The sequence below is a fragment of the Bradyrhizobium sp. HKCCYLS20291 genome (assembly GCF_051167715.1).
In the GTDB taxonomy this organism is placed as follows: domain Bacteria; phylum Pseudomonadota; class Alphaproteobacteria; order Rhizobiales; family Xanthobacteraceae; genus Bradyrhizobium.
This window is the reverse complement of sequence record NZ_JBNPTO010000008.1, coordinates 147,723-171,360: the sequence shown is the minus strand read 5'-3', so window position 1 is coordinate 171,360 and position 23,638 is coordinate 147,723. Positions and strand designations below refer to the sequence as shown.

Annotated in this window: 24 protein-coding genes; 13 read left to right on the top strand and 11 right to left on the bottom strand. The window is 65.5% G+C overall.

Annotated elements, in window-relative coordinates; translation table 11 throughout:
• Positions 1-61: 61 nt before the first annotated feature.
• Together ACQR07_RS19680 and ACQR07_RS19675 are read right to left on the bottom strand one after the other, a co-directional pair.
• Complete coding sequence (locus tag ACQR07_RS19680) at positions 62-928, bottom strand: hypothetical protein (protein WP_434903838.1); 867 nt, start codon at positions 926-928, stop codon at positions 62-64.
• A 52-nt stretch (positions 929-980) separates the two neighbouring features.
• On the bottom strand, positions 981-1,214 hold the full coding sequence (locus ACQR07_RS19675; protein WP_434903837.1) for a hypothetical protein: 234 nt from the start codon (positions 1,212-1,214) through the stop codon (positions 981-983).
• A 218-nt stretch (positions 1,215-1,432) separates the two neighbouring features.
• On the opposite strand from ACQR07_RS19675, the gene ACQR07_RS19670 reads away from it, so the two are divergent.
• Positions 1,433-1,915 (top strand): DUF1566 domain-containing protein, encoded by a 483-nt coding sequence (locus ACQR07_RS19670; protein ID WP_434903836.1) that lies wholly within the window; start codon positions 1,433-1,435, stop codon positions 1,913-1,915.
• A gap of 737 nt (positions 1,916-2,652) precedes the next feature.
• Here the strand turns inward: ACQR07_RS19670 and ACQR07_RS19665 are convergent.
• Complete coding sequence (locus tag ACQR07_RS19665) at positions 2,653-3,216, bottom strand: nitroreductase family protein (protein ID WP_434903835.1); 564 nt, start codon at positions 3,214-3,216, stop codon at positions 2,653-2,655.
• Between the two features lie 267 nt (positions 3,217-3,483).
• Here ACQR07_RS19665 and ACQR07_RS19660 point away from each other — a divergent pair, with 267 nt between their 5' ends.
• Entirely contained in the window at positions 3,484-4,395 is a 912-nt protein-coding gene (locus tag ACQR07_RS19660) for a hypothetical protein (RefSeq protein WP_434903972.1), read from the top strand.
• Between the two features lie 37 nt (positions 4,396-4,432).
• The gene (locus ACQR07_RS19655) at positions 4,433-4,834 is read left to right on the top strand and encodes an outer membrane protein assembly factor BamD (protein ID WP_434903834.1); all 402 of its coding nucleotides are present in this window, start codon (positions 4,433-4,435) and stop codon (positions 4,832-4,834) included.
• A gap of 68 nt (positions 4,835-4,902) precedes the next feature.
• On the opposite strand, the gene thrS is transcribed toward ACQR07_RS19655, so the two are convergent.
• Positions 4,903-6,975: a threonine--tRNA ligase gene (thrS, locus tag ACQR07_RS19650; RefSeq protein ID WP_434903833.1), complete on the bottom strand. Its 2,073-nt coding sequence runs from the start codon at positions 6,973-6,975 to the stop codon at positions 4,903-4,905.
• A 382-nt stretch (positions 6,976-7,357) separates the two neighbouring features.
• Between thrS and ACQR07_RS19645 the strand changes: the two genes are divergently transcribed.
• From ACQR07_RS19645 to ACQR07_RS19635, 3 genes are all read left to right on the top strand, one after another.
• Positions 7,358-8,635 carry a hypothetical protein gene (locus ACQR07_RS19645; protein ID WP_434903971.1) on the top strand — a complete coding sequence of 426 codons (1,278 nt, stop codon included), beginning with the start codon at positions 7,358-7,360 and terminating at the stop codon, positions 8,633-8,635.
• A gap of 93 nt (positions 8,636-8,728) precedes the next feature.
• On the top strand, positions 8,729-9,904 hold the full coding sequence (locus tag ACQR07_RS19640) for an MFS transporter (protein ID WP_434903832.1): 1,176 nt from the start codon (positions 8,729-8,731) through the stop codon (positions 9,902-9,904).
• A gap of 158 nt (positions 9,905-10,062) precedes the next feature.
• Entirely contained in the window at positions 10,063-10,431 is a 369-nt protein-coding gene (locus ACQR07_RS19635; RefSeq protein ID WP_434864697.1) for a hypothetical protein, read from the top strand.
• A 12-nt stretch (positions 10,432-10,443) separates the two neighbouring features.
• Here ACQR07_RS19635 and ACQR07_RS19630 read toward each other — a convergent pair whose 3' ends face one another.
• A complete protein-coding gene (locus tag ACQR07_RS19630; RefSeq protein ID WP_434903831.1) occupies positions 10,444-11,712 on the bottom strand; it encodes an alpha/beta hydrolase in 1,269 nt (422 codons plus the stop codon).
• A 308-nt stretch (positions 11,713-12,020) separates the two neighbouring features.
• Between ACQR07_RS19630 and ACQR07_RS19625 the strand changes: the two genes are divergently transcribed.
• Positions 12,021-13,391, top strand: coding sequence for an APC family permease (locus ACQR07_RS19625; RefSeq protein WP_434903970.1), 1,371 nt, complete (start codon positions 12,021-12,023; stop codon positions 13,389-13,391).
• Positions 13,392-13,393: 2 nt separating this feature from the next.
• Entirely contained in the window at positions 13,394-14,629 is a 1,236-nt protein-coding gene (locus tag ACQR07_RS19620) for a hypothetical protein (RefSeq protein WP_434903830.1), read from the top strand.
• 13 nt (positions 14,630-14,642) lie between these two features.
• Here ACQR07_RS19620 and ACQR07_RS19615 read toward each other — a convergent pair whose 3' ends face one another.
• Together ACQR07_RS19615 and yidD are read right to left on the bottom strand one after the other, a co-directional pair.
• A complete protein-coding gene (locus ACQR07_RS19615; RefSeq protein WP_434903829.1) occupies positions 14,643-14,852 on the bottom strand; it encodes a hypothetical protein in 210 nt (69 codons plus the stop codon).
• Positions 14,853-15,010: 158 nt separating this feature from the next.
• Positions 15,011-15,361, bottom strand: a complete 351-nt coding sequence (gene yidD / locus ACQR07_RS19610; protein ID WP_434903828.1) for a membrane protein insertion efficiency factor YidD — start codon at positions 15,359-15,361, stop codon at positions 15,011-15,013.
• A gap of 263 nt (positions 15,362-15,624) precedes the next feature.
• Here yidD and ACQR07_RS19605 point away from each other — a divergent pair, with 263 nt between their 5' ends.
• A complete protein-coding gene (locus ACQR07_RS19605) occupies positions 15,625-16,530 on the top strand; it encodes a hypothetical protein (RefSeq protein ID WP_434903827.1) in 906 nt (301 codons plus the stop codon).
• Between the two features lie 68 nt (positions 16,531-16,598).
• Here ACQR07_RS19605 and ACQR07_RS19600 read toward each other — a convergent pair whose 3' ends face one another.
• The gene (locus ACQR07_RS19600) at positions 16,599-17,087 is read right to left on the bottom strand and encodes an iron-sulfur cluster assembly scaffold protein (protein ID WP_434903826.1); all 489 of its coding nucleotides are present in this window, start codon (positions 17,085-17,087) and stop codon (positions 16,599-16,601) included.
• Between the two features lie 229 nt (positions 17,088-17,316).
• Here ACQR07_RS19600 and folE point away from each other — a divergent pair, with 229 nt between their 5' ends.
• From folE to ACQR07_RS19585, 3 genes are all read left to right on the top strand, one after another.
• A complete protein-coding gene (folE, locus tag ACQR07_RS19595; RefSeq protein ID WP_434903825.1) occupies positions 17,317-18,024 on the top strand; it encodes a GTP cyclohydrolase I FolE in 708 nt (235 codons plus the stop codon).
• Between the two features lie 20 nt (positions 18,025-18,044).
• Positions 18,045-18,470: a phosphoribosyl-AMP cyclohydrolase gene (gene hisI / locus ACQR07_RS19590; protein ID WP_434903824.1), complete on the top strand. Its 426-nt coding sequence runs from the start codon at positions 18,045-18,047 to the stop codon at positions 18,468-18,470.
• Between the two features lie 150 nt (positions 18,471-18,620).
• The gene (locus ACQR07_RS19585) at positions 18,621-19,652 is read left to right on the top strand and encodes a lytic transglycosylase domain-containing protein (protein WP_434903823.1); all 1,032 of its coding nucleotides are present in this window, start codon (positions 18,621-18,623) and stop codon (positions 19,650-19,652) included.
• A gap of 44 nt (positions 19,653-19,696) precedes the next feature.
• Here ACQR07_RS19585 and ACQR07_RS19580 read toward each other — a convergent pair whose 3' ends face one another.
• A complete protein-coding gene (locus ACQR07_RS19580; protein ID WP_434903822.1) occupies positions 19,697-20,383 on the bottom strand; it encodes a hypothetical protein in 687 nt (228 codons plus the stop codon).
• Between the two features lie 362 nt (positions 20,384-20,745).
• Here ACQR07_RS19580 and ACQR07_RS19575 point away from each other — a divergent pair, with 362 nt between their 5' ends.
• The gene (locus ACQR07_RS19575; RefSeq protein ID WP_434903821.1) at positions 20,746-21,921 is read left to right on the top strand and encodes a DUF2336 domain-containing protein; all 1,176 of its coding nucleotides are present in this window, start codon (positions 20,746-20,748) and stop codon (positions 21,919-21,921) included.
• 283 nt (positions 21,922-22,204) lie between these two features.
• Here the strand turns inward: ACQR07_RS19575 and ACQR07_RS19570 are convergent, their stop codons facing one another.
• On the bottom strand, positions 22,205-22,789 hold the full coding sequence (locus ACQR07_RS19570) for an Hpt domain-containing protein (protein WP_434903820.1): 585 nt from the start codon (positions 22,787-22,789) through the stop codon (positions 22,205-22,207).
• Positions 22,790-22,912: 123 nt separating this feature from the next.
• Positions 22,913-23,458, bottom strand: a complete 546-nt coding sequence (locus ACQR07_RS19565) for a response regulator (protein ID WP_172107934.1) — start codon at positions 23,456-23,458, stop codon at positions 22,913-22,915.
• Between the last annotated feature and the right edge of the window lie 180 nt (positions 23,459-23,638).

Sequence of the window (23,638 nt, the reverse complement as noted above, 5' to 3'; positions counted from 1 at the left end):
CGCGCCCACGCTACACACCGCGGTGGGTGTTACGGATGTGCATCCGCTTTCTGCCGGAAAGTTACGACCGGCCGCGGATCTTCAAGGTCAGTTCGTCGAATTCTGTCAGCGCCTCATCGCTGATGGGACGTTGCATGACCTTGCGCCGATCCTTCCGAAGTTCCTCTATCTGTGTCGGGCTGGGAGAGTCGGTGGTCTTTGCGCCGTCCAATAGCGCCTTGGCAAAGGTGACAGCCTCGGCGCTGTCGCGCTGACCGTCGGCGAACGACTGCAGGGCGGCGTCCGCCTCCGGCGTGACGGCGTACCAGAGCGCCAATAGCAGCGACTTCTGAGTATTGAGATCAGTTTCGCGCCCGAGTCTCTCGATCAGGTCGGGGACGAACAGGTTCTCCTCCATCGGAAACAGCATGCAGATCAGTGCGAAGTTCTGCCCGAGCGTCAGGGCATGCTGCGGAAAGAACACCTTGAGATCGGAAAACGGAAGGACCTGGAAGGCGGCCTCGCGCGCATCGAGCCCTGTGCCCGCAAGCCGGTGCACCGTGCTGACATAGTCGGTCGGCTGGATCCCCCTCAAATCGGCCTTGGCGATCGCGCGCAGCGCAATCGCCTGGTCGGACCGGTCCGTCGAGAGGGCGAGCAGCAGCTTGGCTCCATCATAGTAGAAGAACGCCGAGTTCGATGCTGTTTCCAGCTCGCGCCGCAGCTGTGGCAAGGTCGTTGCCGGATCGGCCTTCGCCATCGTCCAGAACTGATCGAGCTGAGCCGACTTCGCCTGCATTGCGGCACGCTCCAGCTTGTGCGGCTCGAAGCTGTAGAGGTCGGTGACCTTGGCGTGGAATTCAGCTTGCGAGATCGGCTCGGCAGCAGCCGCTGCCATCACGAGACAGCCGAACATCAAACCAAGCGCAATTGCGCGGATTGCCGTCATGGGGCGTGTCGCTCGATTCCTTGGGTCCAGGGACAGCCTAGCACTGACTTGATCATCCCGTCATCGCCGAGCTGGAGGGCAGGATGGTATCGCGGCGTGCCTGCTCGTCATGATGAGCGCGCTCCCGATCGGTGAGGTCATAGATCGCGAGCGCAGCATGCACGTCTCGGACTTCATCCGCTGCGCAATCGCGGTCGGCGAGCGAAAGCGCTGGATCACCTTGCGATGAGCTGAATGAGATCCGCGCGGCCAACATGGTCGGTCCGGGGGGCACCGAGCGGCTCATGAACGCGCTCAGCGGCGCGGGAATTCGCGCGCGGAGGAGTGACGGAGTGACGATGTCGGGGACAGGCACGACAACAAGCGGCTTGCCGATCCTTCACGATCTCGGCTGCGTCGTTTCGCTTTCAATTTCGCCGTGTTGCTGGCAAACCTGCGGGCCATCGCGCTGACACCTGAGATGGCACCATGATGCGTCGAAGTCTTCCATGTTGGCTCTGCCTCGTGCTGGCGCTCGGCCTGGTCTCGGCGGGCACGCCGCCCGCTATCGCCGGATGCTACGACCGCGACGACGCCGGCCAGCAGACTCGCTTTCGCGTTTCGGGAGGCGTGGTCGAGGATATCAAGACAGGACTGATCTGGCAGCGCTGCACCTTCGGCACTCGGTGGGACGACAAGAGCGGCTGCGTCGGTGAGATCGCCGCTGTCAGTCTCGACGAGGCGCTCGCGGCGGAGGCCGATGGCTGGCGCGTGCCGTCAGGCCCTCAACTCGAAACCATCGTCGATGTCGATTGCGGCAGCCCCGTTGTCGATCGCGCGGTTTTTGACGACATCAGTCCTGATGAGGAGGGGCACGCGAAGTACTGGACGACCACGCCGATGGGCATGCTCGATCTGTATTGGAATTTCGACTTCACGGACGGGCAGGCGGACGCGAACTCGCGCGGCATCCAGCTGGCCGTGAGGTTCGTTCGCGCGAAACGCTAGAGTGGCATCCCGCACGGCATTTGCCCGTCGGGTTACTTTGTCGCAGTTATTAGTCCTTGCACCGTCGGGCAAATCAGATCGATCTTCTCGCGCATCCCGTCCCATGTTGAGGGGCGTATCGCGGTCGTCACGGCACGCGGGGCGGGGAGCGGTGGGCGTGGTGGATTGCAGCGCGGGGGTGCTCGCGCCGACGAACAATTCGCTGCGCACGGTCAAGTCGCGCGGTCCTGACATCCCGACGCTGATGTCCCGTGCAGCGCGCGAAAGCGCGTTGTCGCGATATGGTGGCCAGAAAGCACGGCGCACCAGGGAGAACGCGAAGCAGCCGTTAAGCCATCGCGCAGGGAGGGCCGGGTTTCCGGCTGACCTGTGGTACCTGCCGCCTGCATTTTTTTCGCAGGCGGGCCACGGGCCTCAGTCGAGGTCCGGTCCTCCCTGCGCCCTCACGCTGTTCGAGGGCGCCGCATGATGCATCACCCGGGCGATTGTCCGTCGCGGGAACGTAGTTGCGCATCCTTGGCCTCGATCTGCGGAGGACGCATTGTCGACTTGCGCAGCGATCGAAGGCCTGAATGTGGAGTCGTAGGGTGGGCAAAGGCGCGTGCACCATTGCTTCTTCGTGCAAGATCGCCGTGGCGCCGTGCCCACCATGGCGCAACGAATACGCCGCGCGACGGTGGGCACGCGCCGCCTTCGGCGTCGCTTTGCCCACCCTACTGCAGCGTCGTCGGTGGCGCTCAGAACCTTGTCACGATGTCCGCCAGCGCCGGGCGCGGCCGGTCTTCGCTTGGCTTGGTCGGCTTGCCGATGTGGATCAGCCCCGCAAGCTTCTCGTCGGCCTTCAGGCCGAGCCCGTTCATCACGTCGCGGTCGAACATGAACCAGCCGGACAGCCAGCAACCGCCATAGCCGAGCGCGGTGGCGGCGGTCAGGATGTTCATGGCGCTGGCGCCGGCGGACAGCTCCTGCTCATAGGCGGGCACCTTGGGATGCGGCCTGGTGAAGCTGACGAGGCCGATCACCAGCGGCGCCTCCATGAGGCGGTTCCTCTCGACCTCGAGTTCGGCGGCGCCGGCCTGCGGGTTCCTGCTGGCGAACACGGACGCGATCACCTCGCCCGCTCGCCGCCGGCCGTCGCCCTCGAACACGATGAAGCGCCAGGGCGCGAGCTTGCCGTGATCGGGCACCCGGGCGCCGATGGTCAGGATGGTGTCGAGCTCGGCGGCGGTGGGGCCGGCGCCGCTCATCTCGCGCGGCTTCACGGAGCGGCGGGTCTTCAGGAGTTCAATCGCGTCGGGCACGTGGCGGGATCTCTCAATGGTTATGGCGCGGAGATAGCATGCGCCTCCACCCGCAACGAGGGTCCGGCACGGCGTTTTGATCGCTTCTATCGCCCGGCGGAGTGCGGGGGAGGGCAACTGCGGCCATCTGTCAGCGGCCGTGTTCTGGGTTGGCAATTGTGGAAATTTGGGCGGATCGGTAAAAAGATGACGATGAGAAGCCTGCCCGGGGGGCCCGGCCCAGACCTGATGGTGCAGGACCCGGTGTTGCAGGACTATGCCGTGGGAATGACAGCGCTGACACCCTCCCCCGATGCCGTCGCACGGCTGCGCGGCCAGCCTGGGTTTGACCAGGCGATGCGCGTCTCGACCGCGGCCGCCGTTGCGCTCTATCGGGGCGACCGGATCCTCAATGCGCTGCTGAGCGACCGCGCGCGGGCGCTGTTTCCGCATGTCGCGCTGTACCTGCACTTTGCTCCGCATCGTGAGGGCGAACTCGGGCTCACCGTCGGCGCCATGAAGGAGATGTGCGCGCGGATTGGCCTGTGCAGCGGCGGCCGCTGCGAGGCGATGCTGGTCCTGATGCGCGCCACCGGGCTCGTCGCGTCCGCCTCCAATCTCGACCGGCGCCGGCGTCCGCTGGTGCCGACCGACAAGCTGATCGCGCTGCATCGTGAGCGCTGGGGCGTCCAGTTCGACGCCATGAGTGCGGTGCTTCCGGAAGCCGTGGCCTACCGGGCCGCGCTCAACGACCAAGCCTTTGTGAAGACCTTCGTGCTCGAGCTCGGTCGCCGCTTCATCGCCGGCACGCGCGTGCTCGACGGCGCGCCGGAGCTGGAGCCGTTTGCCGAGCGCACCGCCGGCATGGTGATCCTGTTCAGCCTGGCTCATGGCGGCGCGCCGGATCAGCCGTTCCCGCCCGAAGGGCCGGTGCCGCTCTCCATCAACGGCCTCGCGACGCGGTTCTCGGTGTCGCGCAAGCATGTGCTGACGCTGTTGCGCGATGCCGAGGAGAAGAATCTCCTGGCGCGCGGCGGCGCCGGCAACGACGCCATCACCATTCTGCCGCCGGGGCGCGAAGCGATCGAGCGGATGCTCGCGACGATGTTTCTCTACATGGCCGAATGCGCCGAGGTGGCGCTGCAGGCGGCGGGCAGGGAGGGGAGAGGGACGGATGCCGTTGCAAGCTTGTCGGCATAGCCGAGTGCGAAGAGTCAGTTCGATACTGGTTGGTGCGGTGGTGCTGCCGCTGTGCAGTCTCGGCCTGACTGACGTCAGCCTGGCCGACCCTGCGGGCAGCAGCACGGGGCAGACGGTGGCCGCCCCGGACGCGGCGACAAAGGAGATGGACGTCGGCCGCTACTACTGGAGCAAGCGGGACTACGCGGCTGCGATCTACCGGTTCAGGACGGTGGTCACGCAATATCCGGACGCGCCGAGCATTCCGGAAGCGCTGTTCCGGTTGACCGACTCCTATCTGAGCATCGGACTCAAGTCCCAGGCCCAGACGGCCGCCGCCGTTCTGGCCCGGCTCTATCCTGCCGTGCACTGGTCGAGCGACGCGCGCAATCTTTTGCAGGACGCAGGTCTGGAGCCTGTCGAGGATCCCAACTCTTGGCTGTCACGCAAGGTCAAGTAACAGCCGAACTGAAAGGGCCCCGGCACGCCTGCCGAGGCCCTCGTCGAGATCGTCTCAGGTCGGCTTGGTCACGCCGCCTCGCGCTGCCGGCGCCGCATGTCCGGCGGCGTCGCCTCGTCCACCAGAGCGGCGATCGCCTCCGCGGTCGGCAGCACGGTCTGGCCGTCGCGGCCGAGCCGGCGCACGGAAACCGAATGCGTCTCGGCCTCCTTCTTGCCGACCACGAGCAGCGCCGGGATCTTCTGCAGCGAATGCTCGCGGACCTTGTAGTTGATCTTCTCGTTGCGAAGATCGATCTCGGCCCGCAAGCCGGCCCGGCGCAGCGCCGCCAGCACCTGCTTGGCGTATTCGTCGCCTTCGGAGGTGATGGTGGTCACGACGACCTGGGTCGGCGCCAGCCACAGCGGGAAGCTGCCGGCATAGTGCTCGATCAGGATGCCAATGAAGCGCTCCATCGAGCCGCAGATGGCGCGGTGGACCATCACCGGCGCCTTCTTCGCACCGTCCGCGTCGATGTAGAACGCGCCAAAGCGCTCCGGCAGGTTGAAGTCGACCTGCGTGGTGCCGCACTGCCAGTCACGGCCGATGGCGTCGCGCAGGACGTATTCGAACTTTGGCCCGTAGAACGCGCCTTCGCCCGGATTGATCTCGGTGCGGATGTGGTTGCTCTGCGCCTTGATCTCGTTCAGCACGGTGGCCATCACGCGCTCGGCGTGATCCCACATCTCGTCGGTGCCGACGCGCTTTTCCGGCCGGGTCGAGAGCTTCACCGTCAGCTCGCCTTCGAAGCCGAAATCCGAGTAGGTCGACAGGATGAGATCATTGATCTTCAGGCACTCGTCGGCGAGCTGGTCCTCGGTGCAGAACACATGCGCATCGTCCTGGGTGAAGCCGCGCACGCGCATCAGGCCGTGCATGGCGCCGGACGGCTCGTAGCGGTGGACGACGCCGAACTCGGCGAGCCGCAGCGGCAGGTCGCGGTAGCTCTTCAGGCCATGCTTGAAGATCTGCACGTGACCGGGGCAGTTCATCGGCTTCAGCGCGAACCAGCGCTTGTCCTCGGCCTCGTCGCCGGCGGACTGCGCCGCGAACATGTTCTCGCGGTACCAGTTCCAGTGGCCCGAGGTCTCCCACAGCGACTTGTCGAGGATCTGTGGCGCATTGACCTCGTCATAGTCGCCGGTGAGGCGCCGGCGCATATAGGCGATCAGCGCCTGGAATATGCTCCAGCCTTTCGGATGCCAGAACACGACGCCGGGGCCTTCCTCCTGGAAGTGGAACAGGTCGAGCTCGCGGCCGAGCTTGCGGTGGTCGCGCTTTTCAGCCTCCTCGATCTGCTTCAGGTAGGCGTCGAGCTGCTCCTGCTTGGCGAAGGCGGTGCCGTAGATGCGGGTCAGCATCGGGTTGTTGGAATCGCCGCGCCAATACGCGCCCGCCACCTTCATCAGCTTGAAGGCGCTGCCGATCTTGCCGGTCGAGGTCATGTGCGGGCCGCGGCACAAATCGAACCAGTCGCCCTGGTAGTAGATCTTGATCGGCTCGCTGCCCGGAATGGCGTCGACGAGTTCGACCTTGAACGCCTCGCCCTTGTCGCGGAACACCTGCTTGGTCTTCTCGCGGTCCCAAACCTCCTTGGTGAAGGGTTTGTCGCGGCCGATGATCTCGCGCATCTTCTTCTCGATCGCGGCGAAGTCCTCGGGCGTGAACGGCTCGTTGCGGAAGAAGTCGTAATAGAAGCCGTTCTCGATCACCGGGCCGATCGTGACCTGAGTGCCCGGCCACAGCGCCTGGACGGCTTCGGCGAGCACGTGCGCGCAATCGTGCCGGATCAGTTCCAGCGCGCGCGGATCATCGCGATCGACGAGCTCGAGCTTGGCGTCGTCATCGATGGGATCGTTGAGGTCGGCGAGGTCGCCATTCAGCGCCATGGCGACGGTGCGCTTGGCGAGCGAGGGCGAGATGCCCTTGGCGATGTCGAAGCCGGTGGTGCCTCTGGGATATTCGCGCTTGGCGCCGTCGGGGAAGCTGATGGTGATCTTCTCGACCGGAGCGGCGGGCTTCAGATTGCTGAGGCTGTACTGGAAGCCGGATTTCTGCTGGTCGGCGGCGGATTTGGAGTCGGGCGATTTGGAGTCAGGCATGGTTTCTCTCCTGGAGCTCACTCCTGCGAACGAGCGCAGGTAAGCGGGAGCAAGGGGTATAGCAGGGGATTTCCAGGCTGCAACCGGGAGAGGGACGGGAAAACCGGCCGTTTCGGATGGCGTGTTGCCATGCGGACATTGCCGGGGCGGGCCGGTATGATACAACTTCAAGTGTTTGGGGCGTGGGGACGCGTTGGCGATGGTGTCTGCAGGGGACACGCCGTTCTCGGTTTTTTTCAAGCGTGGGGCCGCGCAGCTTGCGGCCGCACTGATTGCGCTTGCCGTGACCGGCGCGCCGTCGCGTGCGGCCATTCCGGCCGCGGGCAAACCGGCTGCGGCCAGGCCTGCCGTGCAGCAGAGGCCTTTGCTGCAACCGAGGCCGATGCTGCAACAGAGGCCTGCCGTGGAGGCGAGGCCCGCAACACCGGTCAAACCCGGAGCGGAGCTGAAGCCTGCGAGGCGTCCGGCCAAATCACCGACTCCTGGTGCCGGCATCGCCCCGATCTCGTTCGCGCTCGTCAAGGGCACGCCCGATTCGTGTGGTCCGGGCTGCGACAGCTGGATCGCGGCCGAAGGCAAGATCGACGGCGGTGCCGCGGCGCGGCTGCGCAAGTTCATGAAGCAGATCGGCGACCGCAAGCTGCCGATCTACTTCAATTCTCCGGGCGGCAATCTCGAACAGGCGCTCGCGATGGGCAACTTCCTGCGCGAGAAGAAGGCTGCGGCCCGCGTCGGGCGCACCACCTTGCGCGATTGCGGCTTCGAGCCTCAGGAGGGCGAGGCCTGCACCAAGCTGAAATCGTCCGGCCGCGAGCTGCACGGCGAGGTCTGGACCCGCGGCGCGATGTGCAATTCGGCCTGTCCCTACATCATCCTCGGTGCACCCTCGCGCGAGCTTGCCCCGGACGTGACGCTCGCGGTGCATTCGCCGCGCGTCATCCTGAACTTCACCGGCGGCGTGCCGACCCGCGAAATGCGCGCGCAGGCGATGCAGCGGGCGATGGAGCGTTCCGACAAGATGGTGCTCGACTACATCACCAAGCTTGGCGCCGATCCGGGACTGCTGACGGCGGCGCGGTCGGTGCCGTTCGAGGGCATGCGCGTGCTGACGCGCGAGGAGATTGCGCGCTTCGCCCTCGACCGCCGCGAGCGGGTCGAGACTCCCTGGATGTTCGAGGCGGCCAGCCGCGGCATCGGCTACAAGACCATCCTGACGCGCAAGGACGGCGAGGCCACGTTCCGCACCACGCGGGTGCAACTCGTCTGCTTCGATCAGGATCGCTTCGAGCTCGATGTCGAGCGCAAGGCCATGCCTTCGATCGGGGCCGCCGCCCTGTCGATTGCGGGCGGCGACGTCAGGCTCAATTTCCTGTCGCCTCCGCGCCGCGTGGGCGAGCGCGAAAGCTGGGGCGTCCTGTTGAATGCCGGCCAGATGAAGACGCTCGCTGCGGCGTCGGGCATCGAGCTGAGCGATGCGCTGGCTACTGCCGCGCGTCCCGGCCTCGCGGCGTTTCCGGTCGCCAGCGAAGGTCTGCAGAATGTCGTCAAGCGGCTGACCGACACGTGCCCGCCGTCGAGGGTTGTCGTTCATCCACCGGGGGCACCGGTTCCGTGGATTCAGATTCCATCGCCACAGGCCTCCGCCCAGCCGGCCAACTGACGCGTCGACACGAACAGCGCGACGAACACAATGTCATGGACGGCATGAGACATTTTCATGCAAATGCATGGAAAACTCTGATAATCAGGCCGCATGACATCGGACCAGACTCCCGCTCGCTTCGCCCCGACCGCGCTGATGCTCGGCAACATCGTCACAGGCTGCTCGGTGATGGCCCCCGCCGGCATGCTGCCGGAGCTCGCTGCCGGTCTTGGCGTCGGCGTTCGCACTGCCGGGCTGCTGATCACATTCGGTGCAGTGGTGCTCTGCATCGGCTCGCCGCTGACGGCGTGGCTGACCAGCCGCTTCGATCGCCGCGCGCTGCTGGCGGCCACCTTGCTGGTGCTCACGGGCGGCAACCTCGTCTCCGCGCTGGCACCGGACTATGCGAGCCTGCTCGCGATCCGGCTCGTCATGCTCGCGGTCGGCGCGCTGTACACGCCGCAGGCGGCCGGAACCGCTGCCCTGATCAGTTCGGCGGAGAAGCGCGGCAGCACCATCGCCTACGTCTTCCTCGGCTGGTCGCTCGCCGCCGCGGTCGGACTGCCGCTGATCACCTTCGTCGCCAGCCGTTTCGGCTGGCAGTCGGCCTATGTCATGATCGGCGGCGCCGGGGCGGTCAGCTGCGCTCTGCTGACTTGGCGGCTGCCGTCGGGCTTGAAGGGCGCGGTGGTCGAGCTGCGCACCTGGATCGAACTCGGCCGCAACCGCATGGTGGTGCTGCTGCTCCTGGTCACCACGCTGCAGATGTCCGGGCAGTTCGTGATCTTCACTTTCATGGGGCCGCTGCTGAGGAGGCTGACCGGCGCGGATGCGAACCAGATCGGCTTGGTGTTTGCGCTCTACGGGGCGTGCGGCTTCCTCGGCGTCGTCATCGCCACCCGGATCGTCGACGGCTGGGGTCCTTATCGCACCTCGCTGCTGTTCACCTGCCTGTTGTTCGCCGGGATCTCGATCTGGACGGTCGGGGCCGGGGTGTATGCCCTGATGGCGGTCGCCGTGGTGATCTGGGGATTGGGGTTTGCATCGACCAACTCGATGCAGCAGGTCCGCCTGGTCGCGGCAGCGCCGCCGCTGGCGTCGGCCTCGGTGTCGCTCAACACCTCCGTGCTCTATGTCGGCCAGGCGATCGGTTCCGCGGTCGGCGGCGTCCTGTTCGAGCGCGAGCTGGTCGGCGCCACCGGCTACGTCGCGATGGTCTTCGTCGCCCTGGCACTGCTGGCGATCCTGGCCAGCCGGCCGCGTCTGCCGGTCGCGGCGATGGCCTGAGGTCCACCGCGAACAGCGGCTTGGCGCTTGGCAAAACCGGTCAGACCGGATTAAAGCCGCTGTGGTGGGAGGCTGCAGGGCGGAGACCGCGCCATGTGAGGCGCGTCGTCCCGGCGGGGGCGATCTCGCGCTTGCGGCCTGGATGAAAGAGACATGGCATGAAAAAGACGATACTGAGCCTTGCCGCAGCGCTGTTTTGCACCTCCGCGCTCGCCCAGAGCGCACCGATGGTCGGCGACCGTCCGCTGGTGCAGGTCAAGCCGAAAGCAAGCAAGGGGATGAAGACGGCAGCCGCGGCACCGGCCAAGCCGCAGTCGATGGCCGTCAAGCTGCAGGCCTGCCTGGACATCGACGACGGCACCAAGGAGCGGCTGGACTGCTATGACGCGGTCATCCCGCCGGCCGCCAAACCGAAGGCCATGAAGGCGAAGGGCGTCGCCGACTGCAAGTACACCAAGGAACAGGACGAGCGGCTCGCCTGCTTCAACGGCTTTGTTGAGAACATGCCGAAGCTGCCGAAGAGCTGAGACCAACCTGTCTCAGCGCGTCGACGTGCCGCTCGAGGCGGCCTGGGCGCCGGCGGCGACCCGGATCGGCGGCTGGGCCGCTGCCATCCTGGCAAGCACGTCGCGGATCGGATGGCGGGTCCACGCCTGGGTGACGTAGTCGCGGTGGGGGATGCCCTCGTCGGTCTCGACGAACACCACGCTGCCGGGACGCAGCGGTCGCTCGATGTCCTCCGAGACCTCGATGCCGCGGTTGCGCAGCATGGTCATCAGCTCCTGGTCATGCCGTGCCGTGTAGCGGGTGTAGGAGCTGATGAAGAAGCTCGAGCGGTTGCGCTCGATCCAGCCGGCAAACTTGTCGAGCTGGCCATAGACAGCATCGAGCAGCACCACGCCGCGCACGCGCTCGCCGATGCCGCCGACGTCGAGGCTCCAGGCGGCGGGCAGGAAGCCGCCGCTGTAGCCGACGATCACGATCGGCATGTCCGCGAAGGTCCTGGCGCTCGCAGGATCGCCGGTCATGCGGGCGAGATTGATCGCCGCCTCGTCCATGAAGCGCTTGAAGCCGCCGGGCTGCCAGAACTTGCCGGCACTGGAATCGGCGGCATCGACCGCCATCTGCGGCGCGAGCAGCACCGCGTTGACGCCCGATCCCGTGATCTGCTGCGGCACCAATTGGCGGTCGCGCACGTCGCGTTCGAGCGTGGCGCCGTTGCCGTGGAAGAACACCACGATCACACCCGGCTTGCGCAAGTCGAATTGCTGCGGAACGTGCACCAGAACCCGGCTGTCATTGTAGGTCTGGTCCTGCCAGTACACCCGGCCCGAAAAGCTGCGATGGCCGCGGCGCTCGCCGCTGGAGACGTTGAGAAAGGGAGCGTCGGAGGCCGGATTGTTGCCGAAATAGGGGAAGGCCGACGACTTCATGCTGACGAGCGTCGTGAGATCCTCGCGCTGGCGCAGGGCCGGGCTCTGCGGCTCCAGTGAGGCGAGTTGAACAGACGGCGGCTTCGGCGCGAAGTCGGAGGGCGCGTGAAGCTGCAGGCTTTCACTCGCAGACGGGAACCGGTCGCGAAACTCCGGCGCGGGAAAGCGGTCGTCGAAATTGAGCGCCGGCGCCGCGTTGGCTGCCAGGGTTTCTGGGGCAGGGGCCTGATCGCATTGCGCGAGCGACAATGACAAAGCGGCCGCAGCGAGGGCGGAGGCCGTGCGGCGCGGTCTGCGGGATGGTCCGTGCGCCGGCGCCCGCAGCCGCACCCGGCCACGACGACAGCTCCACGATCTCGGACCGGTCCCGATCATAGGTCTCCAACACCGGTCCGAGCCGCCCTGCGGCTCACCACGGCCAACGGTCTTACCTCAAGTTGCGCCGACCATCTTGAGGTCGCGTTAAGGATGGTGCCGGCAGCAGCCGGTCACACCACGCGATCGTGTCGTGAGTGTGAGGCGCCCCGCCGCGCGCGGCAATGCCTCCGCCACCGGAAGCGCATATTTCGGTTCTATATTACCGCAAATTCCGGCCATATTTATCCCGCGTTAACTATGATTGAATGCTTTGGCCGGAACATGGGCCGGAAGCAGGGAAGGGGCGCCGATTGCCCCTGAACGAGATGGCTGCGTCCGAAGCAGATGGCGATCCATTGGCGGCCCGACCGGGCGGCGTCGTGCCGTCAGTGTCCTTGCCGGTCGCGATTGCCATCGTGATCGCCGACATGATCGGCGTCGGCGTGTTCACCAGCCTCGGATTTCAGGTCAAGGACCTCCCGTCTGGATTTTCCATCATGGCCCTCTGGGCCGTGGGCGGCCTGGTCTCGATCTGCGGTGCGCTCTCCTATGCCGAGCTCGGCGCGATGTTTCCCCGCTCCAGCGGCGAGTACAATTTCCTGACACGGGCGTTTCACCCGGCGATCGGCTTCATGGCCGGCTGGGTCTCGTCCACCGTCGGCTTCGCTGCGCCGGTGGCGCTGGCGGCGATGGCGTTCGGCGAATACGGCCGCCTCGTCCTGCCCGGCGTTCCGCCGCTGCTGCTCGCCGTCGGCGCGGTGTGGCTGGTGACTTTGGTACAACTCGGCGGCATCCGGCAATCCAGCCGCTTCCAGTTGCTGTCGACCCTGCTGAAGCTCGGCCTGATCGTCGCGTTCCTGATCGCCGGCGCCACCTTGAAGGTGACGCAGCCGGTCTCGTTCCTGCCGGCCGCTGCCGATCTCGGTTACGTCACCAGCGCGGCATTTGCGACCGGTCTGGTCTTCGTGATGTACGCGTTCTCCGGCTGGAACGCCGCCACCTACATCATCGGTGAGCTGCATGCGCCGGAGCGGACCTTGCCGCGCGCGTTGCTGGTGGGAACATTGATTGTGCTGGTGCTCTACATGGCGCTGAACGCAGTATTCCTGCTGTCCGCTCCGATGACCGAACTCGCAGGACAGTTGCAGGTCGCGAGCATCGCCGGAGCCCACATCTTTGGTGACGCCGGCGGACGCTTCGTCGCCGCCATGATCTGCGTCGGGCTGGTGCCCTCGATCGCGGCGATGATGTGGATCGGGCCGCGCGTGCTGATGACGATGGGCGAGGACATTCCGGCCTTGTCACTGTTCGCGCGCCGCTTGCGCAACGGGGCGCCGGCGCATGCGGTTCTGTTCCAGCTCACGGTGGCGACGTTGATGCTGTTCACGGAGAGCTTCGAGGCGGTGCTCGATCTCGTCCAGTTCTCGTTGTTGTGCTGCTCGTTCCTGACGGTGCTCGGCCTGTTCAAGCTGCGCATCACGCAGCCCGAGATCAAGCGGCCGTATCGTGCCTGGGGTTACCCGGTCACGCCCTTGATCTTCCTCAGCGTGACCGGCTTCATGATGTACTATCTGCTGACTGCGCGGCCCTGGCAGGCTGGGCTGGGCGCGACGGCGATGCTGTCGGGATTGCTGATCTATTGGTTCGCCCACGCGCGGTCGCGGACCGCCGCGGCGAGCGTGCCTGGTTCGGAGTGAGAATGCGCCTCCTGTCGAGACTGTCACTGGTCCTTGCCTGTCTCATCGTTGCGATGAGCTGGGGTGCTCGGGCCCAGACCGTCACGCCCGATGACACCGCGCGGGTGCTGGCAGGGCTGACGGCGTCAGCCGGTTCGCCGTTGGCGCTGCTGGCGCAGGATCCGGCATGGCGGCGGCACGCCGCCTTCTTCGACAATGCCTTCAATCAGCTCGAGCAGCGTCAGCTGTTGAAAATCCGGACATGGACCGACGCCAACCTTTCCGCGCCGCGACCTGCGATGTTCTATTTCTTCTCAGGGCCGGACTTTCTCTACGCCGACGCCTTCTACCCGAAGGCCACGACCTACGTCATGGCCGCTCTCGAGCCGACCGGGCCCATCCCTGACCTCACGAAACTGCCGCGCGGAAGCATCGGCCCCGCTCTGTCCTATGTCGAGCGGTCCCTGCAATCGATCCTGAGCTTCTCGTTCTTCATCACCAAGGACATGAAGGTCGATCTGCGCGACGGCGAGATCGAAGGGACATTGCCGATCCTGTACGTGTTCCTCGCGCGCACCGGCAAGACCATTCGCAGCACCAGCCTGATCTGGCTCGACGAGAGCGGCGCGCAGCACGCCGCCAGCGAGCCGCCGACGCGCAACGCGACCAAGGGTGCCCGGATCGTGTTTGCCGGCGCCGACGGTGTCGAAAAGACGCTATATTATTTCTCGACCGACCTGTCGGATTCGGGCGTGAAGGCGAGCGGCTTCCTCAAATTCTGCGAGCCGCTTGCGCCGGGCAACAGCCTGTTGAAGAGCGCATCCTACCTGATGCATCAACACGGTTTCTCTCAGGTGCGCAGCTGGCTGTTGAAGAACAGCGCGACCATCGTCCAGGACGATTCCGGCATTCCGCTGGCGAGCTTCGATTCCCGCGCGTGGCGGTTCTTTCCGTTCGGACGCTATGCCGGGCCGATCGACAAATTCCCCGACATGTATCAGCCGAGTTACGCGAGGCTGTTCGAGCGCGCGCAGCCGCTGGAGTTCGGGATCGGATATCGCTGGCGTACGCGAGAGTCCAACGTGCTGCTGTCGGTCAGGGCCCCCTCGGCGGACACGACGGTCTCGGCCGAGGCGACTGCACCGGCCGAGACGAGCTACCAGCCACAGCGCATCCGCCGCGTACCGCGTCCGCCCGAAGCGGTTCCTGTTTATCCGCCGCCACGCCGTGATGACTTCCTGTTCTGGCCGCGCTGGTAGGCGAGGTTCAGCGTCACCAGTGAACGTGCTGGCTGGGCACGATGTAGGAGGTCGTGATCGGGGGCAGGGTGGTGCTGTCGTCCAGATAGCGCCAGGCACCGACGATGATGATCAGTAGCGCCAGGATGCAGAGCAGGTCCACCTGCCGCGGGTCATGACCTGTATCGCCGTGGTCCGACGTCTTGTGGGACCGGTCGGGTCTGGGGCTGATTGTCCAGCGCATCGTTGTTTCCTCCCAGAAGGAAGCGTCACATCAATGCAAGCTCGATCGGCGGAGTTCCTGTGCGCGCCGCCGTCTCATTCTATCAGCTAATCATAGCTCAGGGGAGTGCCAGATCCGGTTGCGGCAGATCAAGCCGCGAAGCGGATGTTGCACCGCAATCAGTTCGGCCCGTTGACGCCGCGCCAGCGCGCGTAGCGCCACGGCAGGTACCAGCGGGCGCGTGGCGGGATTGCGCTTGGGACGTTGTCGATCCCCGAGGTGCCGAAAGGCTGGCAGCGAAGCAGGCGCGCCAGCGTCATCCAACCGCCGGCCCAGAGCCCGTAGCGGTCGATGGCCTCATCCGCGTAGACCGAGCAGGTCGGCAGATGCCGGCAATTGTAGCCGACCAGTGGCGATAATGTGTGGCGATAGACCCAGATCAGAGCGTGTGCGCTGCGCCGCGGGATTCGCGACAGTGTGGCTGACCGATCGTGCGCAGAATGGTCGTGATGAGAACATGAGTGCTTCATGAGCGCGATGCCGAAGCGGTGAGCGAACGTTTGACCGGTTCCCGGGCAAGGAACCAGTGATCGCGGGCATTTGTGGTGACGTGATGCAACAATGGCCGGTTTTCAGCGGCGCCGCAGTACGGCGCGGCTGGACGGTAGGGGGTTGCCCGGATACGTTTCCCGACAAGGATGTGACAGACTAATAACGGATTTGAGGCCAGTTTGTCAGGCCTTGCCGCGATGGAAACGGGAAACTGCCTACCGAGCTTAACGAGGGGGACAGATTGGGCGTGAAATTGCTGCGGTCGCTTGAATTGCGCTGGATGCTTCTCGGTGTTGCAGCGCTTGGAACGGTGCTCGGTGGCGCCATCCCCACCATGTCCAACACGGCGCGTGCGGGCGCCGCTCTCGAAGAACGCAAGCTGCCGATGCGGTTCGAGTGGGTGGCCTGCGAGCCGAATTGCGGCTGGGTCAGCGCGGTCGGCATCGTCACCGGCGATAGTCCCAAGGACTTCGAGGAGTTCGCCCGGGGGCGGGATCTCAACGGCGCCACCATGGTGCTCGATTCCAGCGGCGGCTCGGTCAATGACGCCATCACGCTGGGCCGGCGGTTCCGCGGCTTGAAGCTGCGTACCACGGTGGGCACGACGCTGCGCCCGAGCCGCGCCAGCGATCGGCCGCGGGTCGCCTCGGAGGCCTATTGCGAGTCGATGTGCGTGTTCCTGCTGCTCGCCGGCTCGACCCGCTACGTGCCGGACGCAGCTCACGTGCGCGTCCACCAGATCTGGATGGGCGACCGCGCCGACGACGCCAAGGCGGCGAGCTATACCGCGCAGGACCTGATGATCGTGGAGCGCGATATCGGTCGTCTCGCCAAGTACACCTTCGACATGGGCGGGGCCGGGGATCTGCTCTCGTTGGCGCTGAACGTGCCGCCGTGGGAGGACCTCCACGAATTGTCCCGTACGGAGTTGCGGCTGACCAACCTCGTGACCACGGACATGGTCGCCGATGTCCTGCCGCCCGGAAAGGGGGCCGTTGCGGTGGCGATCGCGCCGCGAGGGCAGGACAAGAGCCAGGACCGCTTCTCGGCCGCATCGGCCGATCCCGACAAGGGCTCGCCGTCGCGCTCGACCCGGACGGCCGAGGCGCTGCCGCCGAACACGGTCGCGGCAACGCCGCAGCAGTAAGCGCGGCATCCTCTCCTCCACGGATCGTATTCGGCGGTCCGTGGGTATGCGACCGCGGACTGGCCCGATTATCCCTGCGCAGCCGCTGCGGCTTGGTCTGTTCCCGTCTGATCGGCTGCATTTGGGCCTTGCGCCTTCTCGATCTGGCCGATCGCGTCGACGACGGCGTCGAAGGTCAGCAGCGTCGAGGCATGCCGGGCCTTGTAATCCCGCACCGGCTCGAGCAGGGCGATATCGGCCCATTTGCCCTCCGGCGGGGCGCCGTTCTCCTTCAGCATCCGCCGGACGGTGTCGCGCAGCTCCCGCAGCTCGGAAGCGCTGGAACCGACCACGTGGCGGGCCATGATCGAGGATGAGGCCTGGCCCAGCGCGCAGGCCTTCACGTCATGGGCGAAGTCGGTCACGACCGGGCCGTCCATCTTGAGGTCGACCTTCACCGTCGAGCCGCACAGCTTGGAATGGGCGGTTGCGGTCGCATCCGGGTGATCCAGCCTTCCGAGGCGCGGAATGTTGCCGGCGAGCTCGATGATGCGCTTGTTGTAGATGTCGTTCAGCATGTGGCTTGCGTTCCGGAATTACCGGCGGCTCGGCCTTGGCGGCCGGGTTTCATCGCCTTATATTCGAGACTATATGGAAATGATTGGCAGGAATTCCAGCCACATCCACAGGCGTCGGGCGCCGGGAGCGCCAAGCCTGCGGATCCCACCTCTGCAGGTGACGCCGTCCAAGGTGACGCTCTGCCGGTGACACTCCAGTCGGCTCGCCGACTGGTCGAACGGAGTTGAGATGGACACTTTGATCAAGACGCTGCGCACGAACAAGCCCGAGGGCAAGCCGTCCGAGACCAAGCTGGCCGCCGAGCGTTCGGCGGAGCTCGACCCGGCCGAATTCCTCGCCGCCGCGGTGCGCCCTGACCGCCCCCGGCCGTCGCGCGCCGAGGCCGAGGCTGCGGTCTATACGCTGCTGAATTACATCGGCGAGGATCCGACCCGTGAGGGCCTGATCGATACGCCGCGCCGGGTGGTCGAGGCCTATGACGAGCTGTTTCAGGGCTATCACCAGTGCCCGGCCGAGGTGCTCGACCGCACCTTTGGCGAGACCGCGGGCTACGACGATTTCGTGCTGATCCGCGACATCGAGTTCACGTCGCAATGCGAGCATCACATGATGCCGTTCTACGGCAAGGCGCATATCGCCTACACGCCGGTCGAGCGGGTCGTGGGCCTCTCCAAGCTCGCACGCCTGACCGACATCTTCGCCCGCCGGCTGCAGACCCAGGAGCATCTCACCGCCCAGATCGCCGCTGCGATCGACGAGGTGCTGAAGCCGCGCGGCGTGGCCGTGATGATCGAGGCCGAGCACACCTGCATGTCGGTGCGGGGCGTCGCCAAGCACGGCGCCATCACCTTCACCAGCCGCTTCACCGGCATGTTCAGGGACAATCCGGCCGAGCAGTCGCGCTTCCTGTCGATGGTCCGCTCGCCGCTTCGATAAGCCTTCCAGGTTTGAGATCCGTGTCGTCATCATCAGTAGAACGCGAGGAAGGCTTGGCCTTCCTGCCCAAATTCGATGCGGCCGGCCTCGTCACCTGCGTGACGACGGACGCCGCGAGCGGCGACGTGCTGATGGTCGCGCACATGAACGACGAGGCGCTGCGCAAGACGGTCGCGACCGGCGAGGCCTGGTATTTCAGCCGCTCGCGCAATGCGTTGTGGCGAAAGGGTGAGAGCTCGGGTCAGACCCAGCGCGTGATCGAGATGCGCACCGATTGCGACCAGGATGCCGTCTGGCTGCGTGTCGAGCAGACCGGAGCCGCCTGTCACACCGGCCGGCATTCCTGCTTTTATCGCAAGGTCGAGACGGCGGAGGATGGCGCCGCGAGGCTGGTGTTCGTCGACGCCGACCGGCTGTTCGACCCCGCCGCGGTCTATCGCAAGTAGGTCAGAGACCTGCCTCCGCAACGATCCGGGGTCGTTCATTGGCCGGGCCGGGGTAGTGAATTAACCTGCCATTAACCATGCCAGCCGCATTTTGCCTGATGTTTCCGGCGCGTTCGTCTGCCAGTGCATCTGCAAACAGCGGGTCTTCTCATGTCGGTCGACGCATCCAACTCCTCGCCCCTGGGGATCCTCGACGGCGTTCGGGCGAAGGTGGCCGGCGCCATCAAGCAGGCGGCCGACAGCGTCGGCACAAGCTTCGAATATCTGCTGTCGACGGCCAAGATGGAGTCGGACTTCAACCCGACCGCCGGCGCGTCGACCTCGTCGGCCCGCGGCCTCTATCAGTTCATCGACCAGACCTGGCTCGGCACCGTGAAGCAGGCCGGCCCCGATCTCGGCTACGGCCAATATGCCGATGCGATCAGCCGCAATTCATCGGGGGACTACACGGTCAGCGACCCCGGGATGCGGCAAGCCATCATGAAGCTGCGCGACGATCCAAGGGCGTCGTCGGCGATGGCTGCCGCGCTGACGCAGTCGAACAGCTTCCAGCTGACCGGCATGATCGGCCGCCGGCCGACCGATGCCGAGCTCTACATGGCGCACTTCATGGGTGTCGGCGGGGCCGCCAAGCTGATCTCCAGCGCCCAGGACACGCCGAGTGCGTCGGCTGCCCGGATATTTCCCAGCGCGGCCGCCGCCAATCGTCCCATCTTCTACGATCGTGACGGTCAGGCCCGCAGCGTCTCGCAGGTGTATTCGGTGCTGAACACGCGCTATGCCAGCGCGGCGAACTCGTCGGCGACGCGCGGCGCCCTGGCTCTTTACGGTGGATCGTCGCCGCCCGTCGCGGTCGCCAATGCAGCTGGCGGCGGTGCGCTGCCGACCACGGACACCGCGACCTTCCTCTCGATGTTCCCGGATGCGAGGGGCACTCAGCGCGCCGCTGCGACAACGGCGGACGCCTCGGCCGCGAGCCGACCGGCCGATCCGATGTTCCGTTCGTTGTTCCAGGTGGACGGCCAGTCGACCCAGGCGGTGTCGCCGGATGTCCGCGCCCTGTGGGGCCGTTCGGTCGCGAGCACCGCGTCCGCTGATCAAGGCGCAGACGATAATGGCCGTGGCCGCACTCAGCCTCGACTCGACCTGTTCAGCGACCCCAACGGAACGTTCTCGGGCTGACGCGGCGGCGAGGCAGTGCCATTCGGTGCGCCGTCACTCGGCGTTCAGCGCGGCGTCTTGCTGATCCTCCAACGTCCGTCGGCGGCCTGAACGATAGACATCGGCTTGCCGTCGGCGTTGGTCAGTTTGACCGTCTTGTCATCCACCCAGCCAGCGAATTTCGTCTTGGCCGGCAGCTGAATCTTGTTTTCCTTCGAACTCCAGACCTTGACCGGCTGTTTTCCGCTGGTGTCGTGCACAACGACGTTGTCGATCTCCTCCTCGCCATATTCCTCCGCCAGCGCCCAGCGTCCGGTCGGCGAGAAATGCGGAAAGGCCGATCCGAATTCCAATTCGCGTCCGGTCCTGCCATCGACCGCCGTGCAGACGCCATCGTCCACGCGGTGGTTGCAGACCACGAACAGATGCAGTGACGGATAGAAATCGGCGAGCCCGTAGCCGAAGGCGCCGACGTCTATGGCATCGGTGGTGGTGGTGTAGGTCTTCCGGCTGCCGTCATCCATCCGAATGACGAGCGTATTGTCGCGCATGGCCGCGAGCGGACCGGCCAGCGCGATACACTTTTTATTGAACTCCTCCGTCGGGCTCCGGGAGAAAGACTCTTCGCAGGTCTTGGCTCTCACCGCCGCAGATGCGGTGCCGGAAGGAGGAGAGGCTTGCTGGGCGCGAGATGGCCAAGCTGCACCAACCAGGAGGATCGTGCTGACGAGCAGGACAGTGCGACGGTGCATCCGAGATTCCCGATGAGGCGATCCAGCCAGGATAGGGGCCGGGGCGGGATCTGTCAGTGCAGCTTTTGCGGGTAAGACGGCGCCGTTCTCGTCAGCATGATGGGTGGTTGGCGAGAGCCAGCGAATGTTTTCGGTCTCACTTTCGTATTCGAAGCCTGCCGCATCAGCCGAAATTTCCCCGTCGCAATACGGCAAAACGTTGCCTTGGACGGTACCTCAATATTGCATTAACCATTGACCTTAACAAAACATCAACGAAACCAGTTACTTATGGTGAACGCTTTGTTAAGCGTCGTGGTTTATTTTCGGTGCTGTTGAGGCCCTCGTGGCCTTGTTTGCAAGTTGCGTAAGCCGGAAAGACCATGATCGTTCGGCAGTTTCTCAGTTGGGTCAGAACCGCGCCCGCCGGTGAGCGGGCAGAGGCCACCAGGGCACTCGCGCGGGCCTGGTTGTTGTCGGATCTCAGCGACGAGGACCGTGGCGCCGCCGAAGGCGCGCTCCTCATGCTGCTGGACGATTCGTCGCCGCTGGTGCGGCAGGCGATGGCCGAGGTGTTCGCGAGGTCGGAGGAGGCGCCCGCCGCCATCGTCCAGGCGCTCGCCACCGACCAGGCCTCGGTCGCCGCCATCATCCTCGAACATTCACCGCTGCTGATCGATGCCGATCTCGTCGACATCGTCGCGACCGGCAACTCCGAAACGCAATGCGCGATCGCGCGGCGGATCGGTGTGCCGGCGCCGGTCTGCGCCGCGATCGCCGAGGTCGGCAGCGCCGCGGCGGCGCTCGAACTGATCGAGAACGCTTACGCTGAGCTCCCGCCATTCTCCTGGGACCGTATCGTCGAACGCCATGGCCATCTCGCCGCCATTCGCGAAGCCATGCTGGTGCTCGATGATCTACCCGCAGCGACGCGCGCGGCCCTGGTCGGCAAGCTCTCCGAGACGTTGACGCAGTTCGTTGTTTCCCGGAACTGGCTCAGCGCCGACCGGGCGGAGCGCATCACCAGCGAGGCGCGCGACCGCTCGACCATCACCATCGCGGCCCGCTCGCGCGGCGAGGAGCTGCGGGGCCTGGTCCAGCATCTGCGAATGACATCGCAACTCACCGCCGGCCTGATCCTGCGCGCGCTGCTCTCCGGCAATGTCGAACTGTTCGAGATCGCGCTCTCCGAGCTCGCCGAGATGCCGCGGGCGCGGGTGTCAGCGCTGCTCAATGATCGCGGTCGCGCCAGCCTGCAGGGATTGCTGCGCAAGGCCGGCATTCCGGACACCACCTTCGATGCGTTTGCGATCGCGCTCGAGGTCTGCCGCGAGAACGGCTTTGCCGATACGCTGAGCGGGGCGGCGATCCTGCGTCGCAAGATGGTCGAGCGCGTGCTCACCCATTGCGCGACGGACCGCGATGCCGCCGAGCCGCTGCTGATCCTGCTGCGCCGTTTCGCCACCGAATCCGCCCGCGATGAAGCGCGCGAGTTCTGCGACGAGGTGATGGCGGAGGATTTCGTGGCGGGCTTGGAGTTCGGACTGATCGCGGCATAGGTCGGCCTTACGGTCTATCAGCAACTCCCCTGCGCAAGCTTGGCCATCTCTCTCCGCGTCATTCCGGGGCATCGCGCAGCGATGAGCCCGGAATCCATAATCCCGAGCGGTCGTGTGGCGAAGACAAGAGCCGCCGCCATCTCGAGCCTCATTGCACCCTGTGGGTATGGATTCCGGGCTCGCGCTACGCGCGCCCCGGAATGACGAGCGAGAGAGAACGGGTACAGCTTCCTGCGCGTGAATTGCTCGAAGGCGGCTTGCCGCCGAGCTCGACCGTCAGCACTTACGGCTGATCGCTCGGCACCAGGCTCGGGGCCAGGATCGCTTCGAGATGTTCCGGCCGATTGCGGTTGACCTGGACAAGGTAGTCGTCGGCGACGCGGCGCAGGCGCCGGCTCAGTTCGGCGGCGACCGTCGGGCTGTGGTACTTGGTGTGATCGTGCACGATCGCCTGGATGGCGTTGACGTGGTGCTCGAACAATTCAGCGGGCACCTTGTCGAGATCGGGAGCGTGCTCGATGATCCGGCACAGGCTGTCGGCGACCTCCGCGGCCGCGGGATAGCCGAAGGTCGCAGCGTCGCCCTTGATGTCATGGGTGGCTCGGAACAACTCCTCGCAGGCGTCGTCGTCGAAGCCGGTCTTGACCACGGCCGCATAGGCCTTCGTCAGGCGCTCGGCCTCGGTGTCCATCCATGACTTGAACTCGCCAGAGAGCCCGGCGAGCGCCGCTTCGGCACGCGCGATCGGATCGTCGAGATCCTTTTCGTTGGTACGGTGCAGCACCTTCTTCAGCGGATTGGGCTGGGTGATCACATGGTGTGAGGGGTAGCTCTTGACCTGGATTGCCGGGGCCTTGTCTTTCGCCATCTCGATGTCCTCAGGTGATGCCGACCAACGCAACCATGTTGACGTGAAGATTCATAGCCGAGGAACCGGACCCGCTGTGCGGCCATTCCCGGACGGCGTTAACAGAGACTCACTGCTGCGCCGTCAAACTGCGGAGCGCGCTTTATCCAGAAGTGACGGCTGCTGGAAGATCTCAGCCTCGCCACCGATCCGGCGCTCGGGACCGATATAGGCCGTGTTGGTGTTGCGGCGGCGGTCCGGGCCGAAATAGGTCTTGGTCTTGATGAAGGGCCGGGGATTGGCGACCACGTTGAGAATACGCTGGTAGAGGCCCTTCGCCGAAATCGGCTTGGCCAGAAACTCCGTAACCCCGGCGTCGCGCGCGACGGTGACGCGGCGCTTCTCCGAATGACCGGTCAGCATGATGATCGGAGCGTAGGGGTTTCCCTTGGCCTCCGGCTGGCGGATCATCTGCGCGAGCTCGAGACCGTCGAAGATCGGCATTGCCCAGTCGGTGATGACGATGTCCGGCGAGAAATGGGTGTACATTTCGAGCGCGGTGGCGCCGTCCTCGGCCTCGTTGACTTCGCGCGCGCCAAACGAGTGCAGCAGCGTCCGCAGGATGCGGCGCATGTGCGGGTTGTCGTCGCAGACGAGAAAGCGCAGCTTGTTGAAGTCGATGCGGTACATTTTGGCCGGCCTGAAGGCATCACCAATGAAGGTGGTCAACGCGCATTAACCATACGGAGCGCCGGGTTAACAAAGCGTTGCGGCGACGCCGTTGTTCGCCCCGTTGATGCACGGCCGCCGCCCGGGCCGGAGCGCGGGCGCTTGAGCACCGACGTCTTCGCCATGCTCGCAATGACGCGG

Coding starts and splice junctions, on each gene's coding strand:
- ACQR07_RS19580 (WP_434903822.1), bottom strand. CDS start 20,383: ATGCACCGTCGCACTGTCCTGCTCGTCAGCACGATCCTCCTGGTTGGT.
- ACQR07_RS19570 (WP_434903820.1), bottom strand. CDS start 22,789: ATGGCGAAAGACAAGGCCCCGGCAATCCAGGTCAAGAGCTACCCCTCA.
- thrS (WP_434903833.1), bottom strand. CDS start 6,975: ATGCCTGACTCCAAATCGCCCGACTCCAAATCCGCCGCCGACCAGCAG.
- ACQR07_RS19645 (WP_434903971.1), top strand. CDS start 7,358: ATGCTGCAACAGAGGCCTGCCGTGGAGGCGAGGCCCGCAACACCGGTC.
- ACQR07_RS19625 (WP_434903970.1), top strand. CDS start 12,021: ATGGCTGCGTCCGAAGCAGATGGCGATCCATTGGCGGCCCGACCGGGC.
- ACQR07_RS19600 (WP_434903826.1), bottom strand. CDS start 17,087: ATGCTGAACGACATCTACAACAAGCGCATCATCGAGCTCGCCGGCAAC.
- ACQR07_RS19620 (WP_434903830.1), top strand. CDS start 13,394: ATGCGCCTCCTGTCGAGACTGTCACTGGTCCTTGCCTGTCTCATCGTT.
- yidD (WP_434903828.1), bottom strand. CDS start 15,361: ATGAAGCACTCATGTTCTCATCACGACCATTCTGCGCACGATCGGTCA.
- ACQR07_RS19640 (WP_434903832.1), top strand. CDS start 8,729: ATGACATCGGACCAGACTCCCGCTCGCTTCGCCCCGACCGCGCTGATG.
- ACQR07_RS19675 (WP_434903837.1), bottom strand. CDS start 1,214: ATGAGCCGCTCGGTGCCCCCCGGACCGACCATGTTGGCCGCGCGGATC.
- ACQR07_RS19630 (WP_434903831.1), bottom strand. CDS start 11,712: ATGATCGGGACCGGTCCGAGATCGTGGAGCTGTCGTCGTGGCCGGGTG.
- ACQR07_RS19635 (WP_434864697.1), top strand. CDS start 10,063: ATGAAAAAGACGATACTGAGCCTTGCCGCAGCGCTGTTTTGCACCTCC.
- ACQR07_RS19575 (WP_434903821.1), top strand. CDS start 20,746: ATGATCGTTCGGCAGTTTCTCAGTTGGGTCAGAACCGCGCCCGCCGGT.
- ACQR07_RS19660 (WP_434903972.1), top strand. CDS start 3,484: ATGACAGCGCTGACACCCTCCCCCGATGCCGTCGCACGGCTGCGCGGC.
- ACQR07_RS19565 (WP_172107934.1), bottom strand. CDS start 23,458: ATGTACCGCATCGACTTCAACAAGCTGCGCTTTCTCGTCTGCGACGAC.
- folE (WP_434903825.1), top strand. CDS start 17,317: ATGGACACTTTGATCAAGACGCTGCGCACGAACAAGCCCGAGGGCAAG.
- ACQR07_RS19615 (WP_434903829.1), bottom strand. CDS start 14,852: ATGCGCTGGACAATCAGCCCCAGACCCGACCGGTCCCACAAGACGTCG.
- ACQR07_RS19585 (WP_434903823.1), top strand. CDS start 18,621: ATGTCGGTCGACGCATCCAACTCCTCGCCCCTGGGGATCCTCGACGGC.
- ACQR07_RS19680 (WP_434903838.1), bottom strand. CDS start 928: ATGACGGCAATCCGCGCAATTGCGCTTGGTTTGATGTTCGGCTGTCTC.